The following is a 17,374-nucleotide window of genomic DNA, read 5'->3' as shown; positions in this document are numbered from 1 at the left end:
TTTATCTATATATTTTTTTTATTTATTATCTATACCTATACCCCTATACCCATATATCTATATTTAGGAATATCAAATTATTTTCAATAAATAATTATTGGAGTTTTTTAAAATGGAAGATGAAATTAGCTTTATATATGAAGAAAAAAAATCAGTAATTTTTCTTATTGTTTCAGCTATAGCTTTGATATTAAGTTTTTTTAAAGTATTCACCATTGGTCCAATCGATTTATCTTGGATAGCGATTTTACTTTGTGGATTACCAATTATTAAAGATGCAATTGTTGGCTTAGTTACAGAGTTTGATATAAAAGCAGACCTTCTTGTTTCTATTGCACTTATAGCTTCTATTATCATCGGTGAAATATTTGCTGCAGGTGAAATAGCTTTTATCATGGCTATAGGTGGACTTTTAGAAGAATTTACTGTAGCTAGATCTAGAGCAGGAATTGAAAAATTAGTTCATTTAACACCAAGAACAGCTAGACGAGTTTCTAATAAAAATGGAGTTACCAATGAAGAAATTATTGATGCTAAAAAAGTTGAAATTGGTGACTTGATTCAAGTTTTACCTGGGGAAACTGTTCCTGTTGATGGGGAACTTATTAATGGAGAAACTTCAATTGATCAATCGATTATGACTGGAGAACCAGTTCCAATAGATAAAATTAAGGGGGATGAAGTTTTCAGTGGAACTGTAAATCAGTTTGGTTCTTTTGTTATGAAAGCAACTAAAATTGGAAAAGATAGTTCTCTTCAAAGAATGATTGACTTAGTTGAATCAGCTGATGCTGATAAATCTAAAATTGTCAGACTTACTGATAAATGGGCCACTTGGATTGTAGTGATTGCACTTTCAGCTGCAATTGGCACTTATTTCCTCACAGGTGAGATAATCAGGTCTGTTACAGTCTTGGTTGTATTTTGTCCATGTGCTCTTGTTTTAGCTACTCCTACAGCAATTGTGGCAGCTATTGGAAATTTAACTAGATATGGAGTATTAATTAAAGAAGGAGATGCTCTTGAACGTTTATCAAAAATTAAAAATATTCTTTTTGATAAAACTGGAACTTTGACTTATGGTAAACCTGAAGTTCTTGATCTTATTGAATATAAATCCAATGAATCACTTGATTATAATATAAATGATTCAATTGATGATGATATAAATAATCAATATGAACTCAGTGAACCATCTAATGAACCATCTAATCAAGATGTGGATAATAAATTTAAATTCAATGATTCAAATAATGAAAATATGGATAATAATTCTCTAATAAAAATATTAGCTTCATTAGAAAATAAATCTGAACATCCTCTGGGAAAAGCTATTGTTAATTATTATAAGAATTTAAATAATTATAGTAATTATAATAATTATAGTAATTATAATAATGATTCAAAAGACTCTGGTAATAATGGTACAATCTTTTTAAATGTAGATAATTTTGAAATGATTATTGGAAAAGGTGTTAAAGGATTAGTTAATGGTGAAGAAGTTTTAGCTGGAAATGAAGAACTTTTAATTTCTAAATCAGATGTTGAAATTGATCAATTATGGGTAAAAAACAATCTTCTATCATTTATTGATAATGGAGCTACTATTATTTATATTGCTATTAATAATAACCTTAGAGGAGCATTAATTTTAGGAGATTCTTTAAGAGAAGATGCAAAAGAAACTATTAATCATATTAAAGAACTTGATTTAAATCCTGTTCTTCTAACTGGAGACACTGAAAAACCAGCTAAACATATGGCAGATCAAGTAGGAATTGATCAATTGTATTATGATTCTCTTCCTGAAACAAAAATGAAAGTCATAGATGGTTATCAAGATATAAAAAATGAATTTGTGGCTATGGTTGGAGATGGTGTAAATGATGCACCTTCACTTAAAAAAGCCCATGTTGGAATAGCTATGGGAGGAATTGGCAGTGATATCGCAGTTGATGCAGCTGATATAGCACTTGTTGGGGATGATATTAAGTCAATACCCCATCTTTTAGGAATTTCAAAAAAAGTAATGCAAACAATTAATATTAATATAATAATATCTCTTAGCTTAAATTTTGTAGCTATAATCTTAGCAATGTTAGGTATTTTAGATCCTATTACTGGTGCATTGGTTCATAATGTTGGTTCTGTATTGGTTGTTATATATTCGTCACTTCTATTAAAATGGAAATCTAGTGGAATATCATAGTATCGTAAGATTTCATAGGTTATTGGGGAATATACGTATAATATCCATTGGATATATTCTATAGGATGTATATAGGTAATATTATAATACATATATTACAGTAAATTATATTATAGTAAATTATATTACATTATATTATAGTACATTATAGTATATTATTGTATTTGAGCATCAACAACAATATGCCACTCTTTTGGACTACTTGATTTCACTTTACGAGTATTTAAAATCTTGAAATTTTTATTTTGCTTTTTAGCTATTTTTTCTATTCTTTTAATAGCTGATTCATACCCATCAGAAAACTCGTAATAATGAATAATCCCTTCATTATTAACAAGTGTCATAGCTAACTCTAAAAAGTCTTTTGCAGTTCCTGGTAAGTTCATTATAATTCTATCAAATCTTATATTTTCTTTTATAAATTTTTCTTCAGCTATTTTGTTTACATCTCCTAAAATAGGGCGTATTTTTCCTTTGAGTTTATTAATTTCTATATTATTTTCCATGTATTTTATAGCTTCTTTATTTATATCGGTTGCATAAATATCTACTTCATGTTTCTTTGCTATTAGAATTGGAAATGGCCCAATTCCTGCAAACATATCTAAAATAATTTCTCCATCTTTCACTTGTTTAGCTAACCTTTTTCTTTCAGTAGCTAATCGCGGTGAAAAATAAACTTTTTTAACATCTAACTTAAGCCTAACTCCATGTTCTTTATGTATTGTTTCGTAAATATCTTCTCCAGCTATGAGTTCTAATTTTCGTGTTCTTGTTACTCCTTCAACTGCACTTTTTTTCATAAAAACAGATTTTCGTCCTGTAAATGCAAGTGCTGCATCTCCAATGACATTCTTCTGATTTTCTAAATCTTCAGGTATTTCAAGAATAACTGTATCTCCTATTATATCAAAAGAAGTTTTTAAGTCTTCAATCTCTTTTTCTGTTAGCTTCCCTTTAAGATGTTCAGTAAGACTTCTAGGTTTCTTTTTGACTTCTTTTAAATTTTTATCAACTATCTCAAAATGGATTTTTTCTTTTGTACTTTTTTTTAATTCTTTTTCAATATTTTCTTTAAGTTTAACATTTGATATTTTTTTATTTATTGGAATGTAACCAAAGTTACCCTCAGTAAGAATCTTGTAGTTTCTTGATATGATTTCTGTTTCCATTAATATTTCACGAACTTCTTCTATATGTTTCAATGGAACTTTAATTGTTAACATAATATCACTTATTTAAATAAAGAAAGGTTAGATTATTTTAATAGTAATGTTAATTGTTTTAATATTTTATATTATATCTTTGTATATTTAATTGGTTATTTCATTTTGAAAATCTTGTATATAATTTATTATTTTTATTTTATTTAATTTTAATTTTATAAATAACAAAAAATAGGCTTTATTTTATTTTTAAATAATTTTTTAAATAATTTATTAGATAGTTTATTAGATATTTATCGGGTATTTTATTAGATATCTTATTAGATATCCTTTTAAATCTCATTTTAGATATTTTATTAGAATCTTATTAAATATCTTTTGTCTATTTTGATATATTTAAAAATCATATTTTGAGAAATAATAAATTTTAAAAAATAATAAATAATATGTAGTTTAGAATGATAAATATTATGTAGTTTTAGAAATTAACATATAATTATTTTAACCTATAAAATCCAATATATAAAAGGTAGAAACATTTGATGGGGAATTTAGAAAAACAAATGAGGGATAAATATAATGAAACTAAATGAATATCAGTTGAAACTAATAAATAAACAATTAATGAGACTAAAAAAAGCTAACTACAAAAAAGATTTTTATAGAGATAAGTTTAAATATAGTAGATTAATTAAAACTCAGGAAGACTTTGAAAAATTACCATTTACTGATAAAAATGATTTGAGGGAAGCTTACCCTCTTGGATTACAAACAGTTCCTGATGAAGAAGTTGTTAGGATTCATTCGTCATCTGGAACAACTGGAACTCCTGTAATAATTCCTTATACTGCTCAAGATGTTGAAGATTGGACTGTTATGTTTAAAAGATGTTATGAGATGGCTGGAGTTACTGATAAGGATATAATACATATTACTCCAGGTTATGGTTTGTGGACTGCAGGTATTGGGTTTCAAAGTGGGGCTGAAAGATTAGGGGCAATGACTATACCTATGGGTCCTGGAAACACAGATAAACAGCTAAAAATGATGATAGATTTAAAATCTACTGTTCTTTGTGCAACTTCTTCTTATGCACTTCTTTTAGCTGAAGAAATATCTAAAAGAGATCTTAATGATCAAATCCATCTTAAAAAAGGGATCATTGGTTCTGAAAGATGGGGAGAAAAAATGCGTAAGCGCATAGCTAATGAATTAGGAGTTGAACTTTATGATATTTATGGTTTGACTGAAATATATGGTCCTGGGATTGGAATTAGCTGTGAATACAAGTCAGGAATGCACTTATGGGATGATTATCTCTACTTTGAAATTATTGACCCAAAAACAGGGGAAGTTCTCCCTGATGGAGAAGTGGGTGAATTAGTAATAACTACTTTAAAAAAAGAAGGAGCTCCACTTATAAGATACCGTACTCATGATTTAACTCGTATTATTCCTGATGTTTGTGAATGTGGTAGTAAATATCCAAGAATAGATATTTTAATTGGAAGAACTGATGATATGGTTAAAGTGAAGGGAGTAAATATTTTTCCTAGTCAAATTGATAATGTTTTAGCTAAAATTGATGGTGCTTCTAGTGAATATCAATTTATGATTGATCATTTAAATGAAAGAGATATCTGTACATTGTTTGTTGAGGTTAAAACTAATTTTAATAAATATGAATTAGAAAGAGAAATTCAAGAACAATTTAAAAATGATATAGGGATTAAAATTCAGGTAAAACCAGTAAATATTGGAGATCTCCCTCGAAACGAAAAAAAATCAACTAGAATATTTGATAATAGATATTGATTTTTATATATTCATTGTATTTTATTTAGAGTATTAGATATTAAATTTTATACTTAGATCAAAATTGAAAATTTTTAAAATAGGATTTTAAACCTTTGGAATTGAATTTAACGATAAATTAACCGTTTTGAAATGTTATAAAGTAAAATTTTTTAAGTCTAGAATTGTAATTCTAATTTTTCATATTTTTATTTTTAAATTTTTCTTGTTTTATATTTTATATTTTATATTTTGATTGGTTTTGTTTTTTGGGGATGATCTGTATATTCTAATTCCTGTGTATTCTGTTGTTATTTTTTTATTAAATAGGGTTTTATTTTTTTAATATTTATTTTACTTTTTATTTTTCTTTTATTTTTAGTTTAGAGGAAGGGGGGGGGGGCAGCTATTGTTTTTTGATTTTAGGTAGTTATATTTATATAGGGGTATTTTTATATTATTATATTGTAACATAGTGAGTGTTCATTTTCATTTTGTTACTATTTTTATTATATCTGATTGATTAGATCAGGAGGTGAAAAAAAAGATGATGAAAAATAAAATTATGAAAAGTATTTTGTTTAGGGATAGGTGTTTTATTTCATTTGTAATGGTTTTAGCTTTCTTGTTATTGTTTTGTCTGTCTAGTGTTAGTGCAGCTGAATATAATTTCACTAGTGATAATACTACTAGTGATTTTCAGGGTGTTATTGATAATGATACTGATGATGAATTAGTGATTAATCTGGCTGATGGTAATTATACTTTTGATCGGATTAATGTGTCTCGTAATGCTACTATAATTGGTAAAAATCGTAATGTTAATATCTCTGGATCAGGAGGTGTTTTGTTTAATATCACTGCATCTCATGTTAGACTTATTAATTTAACTATCACTGGTTATACTAGTGCTATTGTTGGTAATAGTAGTGATTTAACGGTTACTGGTAATAATATTACTACTAGTGGTATTAGTATTAATATTAGTAGTAGTGGTGATAATTTAACGAATATAATTATTGAGGATAATGTTATTGTTTCTTCTGTTAGTAATATTTATTATGGTGCTGTTTTTGTTAATGGTAATGGTATGGCTATTTCTTTTGTTTCTTTTATTAATAATAGTATACGTGGTAATGGTACTAGTAATTCTAATGGTGTTCGTATTAATTCTAAGGGTATTAATAATTTGACTTTTGATGGAAACAACATCACAGGAACATACGATGGTGTTTATCTGGATGCATCCAGCAGCAACAACACCAATATAACCTTTGCCAACAACAACATCACAGGAACATACAATGGTGTTTATCTGGCTGCATACAGCAGCAACAACACCAATATAACCTTTGCCAACAACAACATCACAGGAACAGACTATGGTGTTGCTCTGGCTGCATACAGCGATAACAACACAACCATATAAACAAGACTACACAACAACATCACAGGAACATCACTAGGTGTTTATCTGGATGCATACAATAGTAATAACTCACAATTTACATTCGACCACAACAATATCACAGGAACAATACGCGATGGTGTTTATCTGGAGGCATACAATAGTAATAACTCACAATTTACATTCGACCACAACAATATCACAGGAATGAATTATGGTGGTGTTTATCTGAGGGCATACAATAGTAATAACTCACAATTTACATTCGACCACAACAACATCACAGGAACATCAAGCTGTGGTGTTTATCTGGAGGCATACAATAGTAGCAATACCAATATATCCTTTGCCAACAATAACATCACAGGAACAGACTATGGTGTTTATCTGTATGCATACATGAGTAACAATACCAATGTATCTTTCATTGGTAACAATATCTTAGGAGCACGTGGTGTTACTCTGTATGCAGACAGCAGCAACAACACCAATATAACCTTCGCCAACAACAACATCACAGGAACATCATACTATGGTGTTTTTCTGAGGGTATACAGCAGCAACAACACCAATATAACCTTCGCCAACAACAACATTACTGGTGTTAGTTATGGTGTGAATTTTTATTCTAATAATGGTAATATTAGTAGTGTTATGTTTTTGAATAATACTATAAATGCTACTGGTGGTAGTGGTTTTTATTTTGTTAATGGTGGTAGTGGTGCTATTAATGTGACTGATTTTATTATCAAGGGTAATAATATCTTTGCTACTAATGCTGGTTTGAATTTCAGTGGTCTTAAGGTTGGTTCTCTTGTTAATGTTACTGTTGAGTATAATAGGATTATTGCTCCTGTTGGTGTGAATATTACTGGTTTTTATAATGGTAGTAGTTTTGATTTTAATTGGTGGGGTGTTAATGATATAACTGGTAAAACTTTAGGTGTTGATACGGTTAATCATTTTATTTTGAATGTTACTAATCTTAATAGTTTGGATAATCTTCATCCTGGCGATGATGTTAGTTTTGCGTTTTTAGTGCTGAATACTACTCTTGTTAATGATGGTGTTGAGTATTTGCCTTATTTTGTGGTGAATGGTACTTATAACAATCAGACTTTTTATGTTAATAATTCTAGTAATTTTACTGGTAATTGGACTGTGTCTAACGTTGGAGATAATGTTTTTGTTGCGACTTTGGATAGTCAGGATGTGGATTTCAGATTTTCTGAAAGTAAGTTGGATACTAATTCTACTATAATTGTTAATCATTCTAGTGTTAATATTGGTGAGAATGTTACTTTTTCTGGTCAGTTAGCTAATTATACTGGTATTAGTAGTGTTAATGTTAATATTGATGGAAACACTCAATCAGTTAATATTAATAGTACTGGTGGTTGGAATCTTAATTATACTACTATTCGTATAGGAAACATTACTGTAACTGTTAGTTATCTTGGTAATGATAATTATAATGGTTTTACTAATAATACAAGTTTTGAAGTGTTTAAAAACAGTACTAATTCTACCATCAGTGTGGATAATGTTCATGTTGGTTCTGATGCTTTTATTAGTGGTCAGCTTGTGGGTTATGTTGGTGATGGCTCTGAATATTTAATTGTTAGTGTTGATGGTAATGATTTTAATGTTACTATTGGTGCTGGTGGTGGTTGGAATTTAACTTATTTAACTAATCGCACAGGAAACATTACTGTAACTGTTAGTTATCTTGGTAATGATAATTATACTGGCTTTACTAATACTACTATTTTTAATGTTGATAAATTAGCTACTAATTCTACTATTAATATTCCTAGAACTGTTAAGATTAATCAAACAGTTTCAATTTCTGGTCTTTTAACTGATCAGAATGATAATCCTATAGCTAATGCTAATTTAGAGCTAATTATTAATGGTGAAACAGATTCATATAATATCACAACTAATTCAGATGGTGTTTGGAATCTTGTTTACACTCCAAATCACTCAGGAATCTTTGATTTATCTTTAAATTATGAAGGTGATGACCGTTACAATGGATTCAGTGAGAATGAAAGTTTTAATGTTGATAAATTAGCTACTAATTCCAGTATTAATATTCCAAGTGATGTTAAAGTGGGTGAAACTATAACTATTAGTGGTGAAGCTTTTGATGAGAATAATAATCCATTAGCTGATGTTAGTATTACTGTTACAGTAGATGGTAATGTTTATACTTTAAGAACTGATTCTGATGGTTTTTGGAGTTTAAAATATAAAACAACTCACACAGGAAAAACTGATGTTAAAGTGGTTTTTAATGGAAACAGTAATTATTTTGGCTTCATTAATAATTTAAACTTTAATGTAAAAAAGAATAACAATACCAACAATACTAACCATACTAACCGTACTAATCATACTAATAACACTAACTATGCTAATGTTATTGGTAATTCAGGTTTTGCTTCTATGAAAAAAACAGGAGTTCCAGTAATATTTGTTGTTTTAGTGTTGATAGGTGTTTTTATAGTTAGTTTAAGAAGGAAACCAGATTAGACATACTTAAATTTTTACATTGTTTAAGAAGGATTTATCTTTTTTCCTTCCATTTTTTTATTTTTAAAGATAATTATAGAATTATGATTATATTTATTAAAAATTTTATTTTAAACATTTTTATAAACTAGTTATATATGTTTTAATTTTAAAATGTAGGGTGAAATTTTTCATGATTTAAAACTTTTAATAAGTAGAAAATTTCAGGTTTGATGCTATATATTATTTTTAATTTTCTCTATTTTATTATTTAAATTTGTAAATTATTGTTTTTATAGAATAGACGTAATAATACCACTTATACATATTAATATTATTATAATATAAACGATTTTTCCAATAATTTCATTAACTTCATTAGTTTCATTATTTTTATTATTTTCATCAGCTTCCTTACTTTTATTATTATTTTTATTAATTTTATTATCTTCATTGAAGTATATATTTTTCTTTTTTTTATCTTTTTCCATTTATATTTCCTTCATTTATATTTCTAAATATCTTATAATTTTTATAATCTTTTATTTCGTTAAAAATCATAAAAAACCATAAATTTAATCATTTGTATTCAATTATTTACATCTAATTTAAGTGTATAAAGTGAATATTCACTTTTTTTATTTTATTTATATTGGTCTTTATATTTATAAGTATATGCTTTATATGGAATATTTTGGAAATATATAATTTTCATAGAAATAGAATTAATTATAAAATAATTCATAATTTAGTTAAATTGTTTTAGTATTTAGTAAAAAATCAAGAATTTTAATTTTAATATTTATTAATATTAATAATATCAATATTAATAGTATTTCAACATAAATAATCATATTAAATATTAAATCTAAATACTAACTTTAAAATAATTAATATAATGAACATAAATTTATTATTAATAGTAAATATCTAAAAATAGTAAATATTTAATAAATAATTCTAAAAATAGAAAAAATAGCTTATTATTAATGTTTAAAAATATATAATTTTAATATCTATTTATTTAATAGTTAATATATAATAAATAATATATAGTACATAGTGTATAATATTTAATATATAATATTAGTATTTAATATTTAATTTCTATTTATTTACTTATTTATCTATTGATATCTCTATGTAGGTTTTATATCTATTTGAATATCTTAGATTGTAGGAGATTATAATTTAATGATTACTAGAACTTTATCAAATGAATTAAATATCAAAGAATGGCAAACTGAAGCTACTATAAAACTTATAGATGAAGGAAATACAATACCATTTATAGCTAGATATCGTAAAGAAGCTACTGGTTCTCTTGACGATGAAATACTAAGAAAATTTGGAGAAAGATTAATATACTTAAGAAATCTTCAGGAAAAAAAAGAAAAGGTTCTTAAATCAATAGAAGAGCAAGGAAAACTAACCGATGATTTAAGAGAATCTATAAAAAAAGCAGATACTTTAGTGGAAGTAGAAGATATCTACCGTCCATTTAAACCTAAGAAAAGAACTAGGGCTACAATAGCTAGAGAAAAAGGTCTTGAAAGTTTAGCTAATATAATTTTAGAGCAAAAAACAGAAGTTTCAATTCATGAAATAGCTAAAAAGTATTTATCAGAAGAAAAAGAAGTTTTTACAATTGAAGAAGCTATTCAAGGAGCAAAAGATATAATAGCCGAGATTATTTCTGATAATGCTGATTTTAGAAAATCTATTAGGGAAATTACATTTAAAACTGGTGATCTATCAATTGAAGCTAAAGATAAAGAAAAATCTTCTGAATATGAAATGTACTATGAATATAATGAAAAAATAAATAATATAGCTATTCATAGGATTTTAGCTATTAATCGTGGAGAAAAAGAAAAATTATTAAAAGTTAAAATCAATGCTCCAGTTGATGATATTATAGAGTATTTAAATAGACGTATGCTTATTGATCACTCTAAGGATAATTTTGAAAAACTAAAACCTGAGTATAATGAATATACTAAAGAACTAATTGAAGAGAGTGTACTTGATTCATATAAAAGACTTATAGCACCATCAATTGAAAGGGAGATTAGAACTTCTTTAACAGAAACAGCTGAAGAAAAATCCATCTTAGTATTTTCAAAAAACCTTGAACAGTTACTTATGCAAGGACCAATTCAAAATAAAGTTGTATTAGGATGGGATCCAGCATTCAGAACAGGATGTAAATTATCTGTAGTAGATGGATTTGGGAAAGTATTAACTACTGATATAATATATCCAACTAAACCTCAAAATAAAGTTGCTGAGTCTAAAAAGAGAGTTTTAGAGCTTATTCGTGAATATGATGTTGATATAATCGCTTTAGGAAATGGGACTGCATCAAGAGAATCTGAAGAGATAATTATAGATATAATAAAAGGAACCGATGTTCAATATGTAATTGTAAATGAAGCAGGAGCATCAGTTTATTCAGCAAGTAAATTAGCTACAGAAGAATTTCCAGATTTTAATGTCGGAGAGCGTAGTGCAGTTTCAATAGCAAGACGTTTACAAGATCCCCTTGCAGAGCTAGTAAAAATTGATCCTAAATCTATTGGAGTAGGACAATATCAACATGATATGAATCAGAAAAAATTGGGAGAATCATTAAAAAGTGTAGTGGAAAAAGCAGTTAATAATGTAGGAGTAGATTTAAATACTGCATCGATTGCTCTTCTTCAATATGTTTCAGGAATAAGCTCTAGTATAGCTAAAAATATAATTAAGTATCGTGAAGAGGAAGGAGCTTTTAAAAATAGAAAAGAGCTCCTTAAAGTATCTAAACTAGGTCCAAAGGCATTTGAACAATCTGCAGGATTTTTAAAGGTCTATGGATCAAAAAATCTACTTGATATTACAACAGTTCACCCAGAATCATATAAAGCCACTGAAAAGTTAATTAAGAATTTAGGATATAATTTAAATGATTTTAAAGCTACTCATGAAGACCTTAAAAAGATTCACTTTGAAAAGTTAAATAATCTAACCAGCAATGATTTTAAGGATCTAGCTAATGAATTTGATATTGGTAAAGTAACACTCATTGATATAATAAATGAACTTAAAAAGCCAGGAAGAGATCCAAGAGACAACATGCCTCAACCTATACTTAGAAAAGATGCTCTTGAAATAGAAGACCTTGAAGAAGGAATGGTTCTCGAGGGAACAATAAGAAATGTGGTGGATTTTGGTGCTTTTGTAGATATTGGAGTTCATCAAGATGGCTTAGTACATATATCACAATTAGTTGAAAATAAATTTGTTAATCACCCCCTCGATATTGTAAGTGTTGGAGATATAGTTGAAGTAAAAGTAATAGATGTCGATGTTGAAAGAAGAAGAATTCAGCTAAGTATGATAATTTAAGGTGAATTTTAGTTAATAATAACTTTTAGCAACTGATTATGGAATGATTAAGGACAAGATATTCAAGATTTAGGAGAACTTTTTATGTTATACTTTGTAGGATTAGGATTATTCGATGAAAAAGATATTTCAATTAAAGGATTAAAAGCTTTAAAATCAGTAGAAATAGTTTATGCAGAGTTTTTCACCTCTCATCTTTTTGGATCCAGCTTTAAAGCTATTGAAGAACTTATAGGAAAAGAAATAAAAGTATTAAATCGTCATGAAGTAGAAGAAGAAAATGTTTTTATGAAAGAAGCTATTAAAGGTCGAGATGTAGCTTTAATAACAGGTGGAGATCCTTTAATAGCTACCACCCATACAGATTTTTTAGTAGAAGCTAAAAAAAAGGGAATTGAAACAGAAGTAATTCATGGATCATCTATTTTATCATCAGCTCCTGGAATTTCTGGACTGCAGGCTTATAAATTTGGAAAAGTTACAACAATCCCATTTCCAGATGAAAACTTTTTCCCACAATCTCCTTATATGGCAATAGCTAATAACTTAGTAAATGATGCTCATACTCTTGTTTTACTTGATATTCAAGCACACAACGATAGATATATGACTGTAAATCAAGGACTTGAATATTTAATGAAAGTTAAAGATGATTTAATTTCCAATGGTAAATATAATGAAGCTATTATTGATGAAGATACCTTAGCTATAGGAATAGCTAGAGTAGGCTCAAAAGATGTTGTTGTTAGAGCAGATAAAATTGGTGAATTGATTGATTTTGATTTTGGAGGACCATTGCATTGTATAGCTATTCCATCTAAGCTACATATAGTTGAAGCAGAGTATTTGGTAGAAGTATGTGGGGCTCCTCGTGAGATTTTAGATGAAATTTAGTTTTAAGATGTGTTTTATTATATAAGATTACATATTCATAAATTCTATATCACTTAATAATATTTATAAATAAATTCTATATTTTTGTCATATCATAATTTTGAAATTCAAAAAATTAGTATATCCAATTGAGATGAGTATTATAATAACTATTTTTAAGCATATTTATATAAAAAAATGCGATTTGCTCAAAATCATATAGAAAAAAATATAAGCTAAACAAAATAGACGAAAATATATGATAAAAGGGTGATATGATGGGCAATGAAACAACCAGTATTTTTTGTTCTAAATGTGGGATAAAAATTAAAAATAGAGAAAATAAATTCTGTTCCTATTGTGGAAATGAATTGAATATTTCAAAAGAAAAAGTAGCTGAAGAAAAGAACATCAATGATGATAAAGATATGTATCAAAACAATGTTGTAGTTAGATATGACAAAAATCCTTCTGTAGCAGCAATTTTGACATTCTTTCTTTTTTGTTTGGGGCAATTTTATAATGGACAAATACTGAAAGGTATAATATTTGTGGTAATATTAATCATTTTAATATATATCAACATAATTTTGGCTCTGTTATTCCTTATTTATGCAACATATGATGCATATAAAAATGCAAAATACATAAAAAAGAATCATGGAAATTATTTTTATAATGAGGGGATATAATGGGAATTAAAGAACTAAGGGAAAAATTCCATGATCAAGATAAAAATTTTAGTTCACATTTCCATAGTAATGATCAAAATGGGGTTAAGAAACCTTCATGGGGAAAAATTATTATTGCATGGCTTATAACGATTATAGTTATGTCAATTATTGTTGGTGCTATTTCTAGTGCAATATTTTATGAACCAGAAACAAATTTATATTTGAATTCAGTTGATGCTACTATTGGTGCTAATGAAACAGATTATATAATTAGTGGAAATACTGACATAAATTCGACAGTGCACTTGTCTTCTAATGAACTTAATTTAAATAATGTTTCTGTTGATGTAGATCCTAATGGTAATTTTAAATATAAGATTAATATACCTCAAAATGTTACAGAGGTTAATATTGCTGTAAGTTCTATAGTCACTGGAAAATTAGAAAATAGTAATAATGTCTATATAGACAGACCAACTACTTACGTATCTTTAGATAATGTAAATTTCACAGATAATGATACTTATTTGACAGTTTCTGGTAAAACTGATCCTAATGCTAATATAACTATTTTATCATCTGATTTAAACATTGAAAATATAAGATTAACTGCAGATAATAATTGATTATTTAAATATCAATTGTCTATTCCAAATGATAAAAATGATTTTGAAATAAAAGCAGAATCTCAAGTTCTTGGTAAAAAGATAGGCATTGATTCATTATCAATTGTTAGAATATTAACCCCGGAACCAGAACCAACAGTTGAAACAAACACTTCAACCTATGCATCAGATAATTCAGATACATCAGCTGGAGGAGAAGTAATAATAACAAAATATGGGGAAAAATATCACAACCATGTACATGGTAATATGAAACATATTGAGTATGTATCATTATCATATGCTAAACAACATTATGAACCATGTAAAATATGTTATTAATACCCTATTTAATATTCATATATTGAAATATAATAATTTAGAAGCATGAATAATCAAATTTATTATTATTTTGAATAAACTTTATTAAGTATTAAATGTAGACTTTAAAGTGATTTTTATGGATAAAGATATAATTAATAAAATCATTGAATTTAGAGATGAAAGAAACTGGAAACAATTTCACACTCCTGAAAATTTGGTTAAATCTATATCTATTGAATCAGCTGAATTACTCGAGTGTTTTCAATGGAATAATGATTTTAATGAAAAAAAAGTTACTGAAGAACTTGCAGATATATTAATCTATTGTATTTATCTCGCTGATGTATTAGATATTAATATTGATGATATTATTAATTATAAAATTGATTTAAATAATGAAAAATATCCTCTTGATAACTCTAAAGGAAATTCTAAAAAATATAATAAATTATAATAAGGTTTGTATTATGATTATCTATGACTCAACTAAAGAAGGATTCATGAAAGATGTTGAATCTGGAGAAATTGCAGATAGAATTTCAGACAGATGTCAAACACGTTTTGGAAAGCCAAGTCCGTCTGAATATAGGTCTTGGGAAAATTCAATGGAATATATGTATAAAGTATTGAATTATAATAACCTTCCAAATAATACTGGAGTAGCAATTGAATATAACATTCCTTTAACTTCTAAAAGAATAGATTTTATTTTAAGTGGTTGTAGTAGTAATCATAAAGCTGCTGTCATAATAGAATTAAAGCAATGGGAAAAAATTGAAAAAGTATCTGAAAAAGATGGCATCGTAAAAACTTATCTTGGAAGAGGAGTAAGAGAAACTACTCACCCATCTTACCAAGCATTGTCATATAAACATTTGATAGAAGACTTTATTGAATCAGTAGAAACAGAAAATATTGGTTTATATCCATGTGCATTTTTACATAATTATAAACTCACTCCTAATGATCCAATTAATGATACTGATGTGTATGGAGAATATGTTAAATATGCTCCAATATTTGGAAAAACAGATGTAGAAAAATTAAGATCATTTATTAGTCAATATATAAAATATGGAGATAATAGAGATATAATTTATCATATTCAAAATGGTAAAATTCGGCCTTCAAAGAGACTACAAGATACTTTATTAAATATGTTAAAAGGAAATAAAGAATTTATGATGATTGATGAACAAAAAATTGTTTATGAATCTGCTAAAAATATGGCTTTATCATCTGTAAAAGACAATAATAAAAAAGTTTTAGTTGTAAAAGGAGGTCCAGGAACTGGAAAATCTGTAGTAGCTATTAATCTATTAGTTGAGTTTATTAATAATAAAATGGTTTCCCAATACGTTACAAAAAATTCAGCTCCTCGAGATGTTTTCTTTAAAAAACTTAAAGGAGAATATACTCAAGAATATGTTAAAAATTTATTTAAATCATCTGGAACCTATATGAATTCTGAAAAAGATACTTTTGATTCTTTAGTTGTAGATGAAGCCCATAGATTAAATGAAAAAAGTGGATTCTATGGAAATCAAGGCGAACATCAAATTAAAGAGATAATAAACGCTTCTAAATGTTCAATTTTCTTTATTGATGAATATCAAAGAGTAACAATGAAAGACATTGGTGATATTCAAACAATAAAACATTTTGCAAAAGAATTTAATGCAGAATATAAAGAAATGAAACTAGAATCACAATTCAGATGTAATGGATCAGATGGTTATCTTTCTTGGTTAAATAATGTATTGGAAATCGAAAAAACAGCTAATTTTGATTGGGAAGATAATTTTGATTATGAATTTAAAGTAGTAGATAGTCCTTTAGAATTAAAAAAGATAATATATAACAAAAACAAACGAAACAATAAATCAAGACTTCTTGCAGGATATTGTTGGAATTGGGATGGTAAAGGTAAAAATGATCCAGATGTTCATGATATATCAATTCCGGAAGAAAACTTTGAAATGAGTTGGAATTTGAATAATGAGCTGTGGGCAATAGGGGAAACATCTGTTGATCAAGTGGGATGTATTCATACATCTCAAGGTCTTGAATTTGATTATGTTGGAGTAATCATAGGAGAAGACATGAGATATGAAGATGGGGAAATAATAACTGATTTTTTTAAAAGAGCTAGAACAGATCAATCTTTAAAAGGGATCAAGACATTATATAAAAAAGAACCAGAAAAGGCTGTTAAAATAGCTGATGAAATTATAAAAAATACTTATAGGACATTAATGACACGAGGAATGAAAGGCTGTTATATTTATTGTGTTGATGAAAATTTACAGGAGTATTTTAATAATAAGTTAGTTTAAATTCTTTAAAAAATCTTTTTAACGATTTATATTAGTAAAACAAAAAAAAAATAAAAATCTAGCTTATCATAATGGGTT

General features: G+C 27.0%; 13 protein-coding genes. 11 read left to right on the top strand and 2 right to left on the bottom strand.

Annotation, left to right across the window (positions count from 1 at the left end; genetic code table 11):
• Positions 1–112 precede the first annotated feature (112 nt).
• A complete protein-coding gene (locus tag MarbSA_RS03615; protein ID WP_221061873.1) occupies positions 113–2,209 on the top strand; it encodes a heavy metal translocating P-type ATPase in 2,097 nt (698 codons plus the stop codon).
• Positions 2,210–2,364: 155 nt separating this feature from the next.
• Here the strand turns inward: MarbSA_RS03615 and MarbSA_RS03610 are convergent, their stop codons facing one another.
• Positions 2,365–3,435, bottom strand: coding sequence for a class I SAM-dependent methyltransferase (locus tag MarbSA_RS03610; RefSeq protein ID WP_054835502.1), 1,071 nt, complete (start codon positions 3,433–3,435; stop codon positions 2,365–2,367).
• Between the two features lie 519 nt (positions 3,436–3,954).
• Here MarbSA_RS03610 and MarbSA_RS03605 point away from each other — a divergent pair.
• The 3 genes from MarbSA_RS03605 to MarbSA_RS03595 all read left to right on the top strand — a co-directional run bounded on the left by MarbSA_RS03605 (position 3,955) and on the right by MarbSA_RS03595 (position 9,115).
• On the top strand, positions 3,955–5,190 hold the full coding sequence (locus MarbSA_RS03605; protein ID WP_221061872.1) for a phenylacetate--CoA ligase family protein: 1,236 nt from the start codon (positions 3,955–3,957) through the stop codon (positions 5,188–5,190).
• A 529-nt stretch (positions 5,191–5,719) separates the two neighbouring features.
• A complete protein-coding gene (locus MarbSA_RS03600; protein ID WP_221061871.1) occupies positions 5,720–6,598 on the top strand; it encodes a right-handed parallel beta-helix repeat-containing protein in 879 nt (292 codons plus the stop codon).
• Positions 6,599–6,784: 186 nt separating this feature from the next.
• The gene (locus tag MarbSA_RS03595; RefSeq protein ID WP_221061870.1) at positions 6,785–9,115 is read left to right on the top strand and encodes a beta strand repeat-containing protein; all 2,331 of its coding nucleotides are present in this window, start codon (positions 6,785–6,787) and stop codon (positions 9,113–9,115) included.
• A gap of 272 nt (positions 9,116–9,387) precedes the next feature.
• Here MarbSA_RS03595 and MarbSA_RS03590 read toward each other — a convergent pair whose 3' ends face one another.
• Positions 9,388–9,585 (bottom strand): hypothetical protein, encoded by a 198-nt coding sequence (locus MarbSA_RS03590; RefSeq protein ID WP_054835806.1) that lies wholly within the window; start codon positions 9,583–9,585, stop codon positions 9,388–9,390.
• Positions 9,586–10,288: 703 nt separating this feature from the next.
• Here MarbSA_RS03590 and MarbSA_RS03585 point away from each other — a divergent pair.
• The 7 genes from MarbSA_RS03585 to MarbSA_RS03555 all read left to right on the top strand — a co-directional run bounded on the left by MarbSA_RS03585 (position 10,289) and on the right by MarbSA_RS03555 (position 17,296).
• A complete protein-coding gene (locus tag MarbSA_RS03585) occupies positions 10,289–12,484 on the top strand; it encodes a Tex family protein (RefSeq protein WP_221061869.1) in 2,196 nt (731 codons plus the stop codon).
• Positions 12,485–12,568: 84 nt separating this feature from the next.
• The gene (gene dph5, locus MarbSA_RS03580) at positions 12,569–13,378 is read left to right on the top strand and encodes a diphthine synthase (protein WP_221061868.1); all 810 of its coding nucleotides are present in this window, start codon (positions 12,569–12,571) and stop codon (positions 13,376–13,378) included.
• A gap of 257 nt (positions 13,379–13,635) precedes the next feature.
• Positions 13,636–14,049, top strand: coding sequence for a zinc-ribbon domain-containing protein (locus tag MarbSA_RS03575; RefSeq protein ID WP_221061867.1), 414 nt, complete (start codon positions 13,636–13,638; stop codon positions 14,047–14,049).
• Positions 14,049–14,657, top strand: coding sequence for a hypothetical protein (locus MarbSA_RS03570; protein ID WP_221061866.1), 609 nt, complete (start codon positions 14,049–14,051; stop codon positions 14,655–14,657). Before MarbSA_RS03575 ends, MarbSA_RS03570 begins: the two co-directional genes overlap by 1 nt.
• Positions 14,658–14,672: 15 nt before the next feature.
• Positions 14,673–14,978, top strand: coding sequence for a hypothetical protein (locus tag MarbSA_RS03565; RefSeq protein ID WP_221061865.1), 306 nt, complete (start codon positions 14,673–14,675; stop codon positions 14,976–14,978).
• Between the two features lie 118 nt (positions 14,979–15,096).
• Positions 15,097–15,414 carry a nucleotide pyrophosphohydrolase gene (locus MarbSA_RS03560; RefSeq protein ID WP_054834992.1) on the top strand — a complete coding sequence of 106 codons (318 nt, stop codon included), beginning with the start codon at positions 15,097–15,099 and terminating at the stop codon, positions 15,412–15,414.
• A gap of 13 nt (positions 15,415–15,427) precedes the next feature.
• Positions 15,428–17,296, top strand: a complete 1,869-nt coding sequence (locus MarbSA_RS03555; protein ID WP_221061864.1) for a DUF2075 domain-containing protein — start codon at positions 15,428–15,430, stop codon at positions 17,294–17,296.
• Positions 17,297–17,374: the final 78 nt, after the last annotated feature.

This window comes from Methanobrevibacter arboriphilus, from assembly GCF_019669925.1.
Classification (GTDB): Archaea; Methanobacteriota; Methanobacteria; order Methanobacteriales; family Methanobacteriaceae; genus Methanobinarius; species Methanobinarius arboriphilus_A.
This window is presented reverse-complemented; position numbering and strand designations above follow the sequence as displayed.

Excerpts from the sequence above, each read along its gene's own strand:
- dph5 (WP_221061868.1), top strand. The coding sequence starts at position 12,569 with ATGTTATACTTTGTAGGATTAGGATTATTCGATGAAAAAGATATTTCA.
- MarbSA_RS03610 (WP_054835502.1), bottom strand. The coding sequence starts at position 3,435 with ATGTTAACAATTAAAGTTCCATTGAAACATATAGAAGAAGTTCGTGAA.
- MarbSA_RS03595 (WP_221061870.1), top strand. The coding sequence starts at position 6,785 with ATGAATTATGGTGGTGTTTATCTGAGGGCATACAATAGTAATAACTCA.
- MarbSA_RS03615 (WP_221061873.1), top strand. The coding sequence starts at position 113 with ATGGAAGATGAAATTAGCTTTATATATGAAGAAAAAAAATCAGTAATT.
- MarbSA_RS03570 (WP_221061866.1), top strand. The coding sequence starts at position 14,049 with ATGGGAATTAAAGAACTAAGGGAAAAATTCCATGATCAAGATAAAAAT.
- MarbSA_RS03590 (WP_054835806.1), bottom strand. The coding sequence starts at position 9,585 with ATGGAAAAAGATAAAAAAAAGAAAAATATATACTTCAATGAAGATAAT.
- MarbSA_RS03585 (WP_221061869.1), top strand. The coding sequence starts at position 10,289 with ATGATTACTAGAACTTTATCAAATGAATTAAATATCAAAGAATGGCAA.
- MarbSA_RS03575 (WP_221061867.1), top strand. The coding sequence starts at position 13,636 with ATGGGCAATGAAACAACCAGTATTTTTTGTTCTAAATGTGGGATAAAA.
- MarbSA_RS03600 (WP_221061871.1), top strand. The coding sequence starts at position 5,720 with ATGAAAAATAAAATTATGAAAAGTATTTTGTTTAGGGATAGGTGTTTT.
- MarbSA_RS03605 (WP_221061872.1), top strand. The coding sequence starts at position 3,955 with ATGAAACTAAATGAATATCAGTTGAAACTAATAAATAAACAATTAATG.
- MarbSA_RS03560 (WP_054834992.1), top strand. The coding sequence starts at position 15,097 with ATGGATAAAGATATAATTAATAAAATCATTGAATTTAGAGATGAAAGA.
- MarbSA_RS03555 (WP_221061864.1), top strand. The coding sequence starts at position 15,428 with ATGATTATCTATGACTCAACTAAAGAAGGATTCATGAAAGATGTTGAA.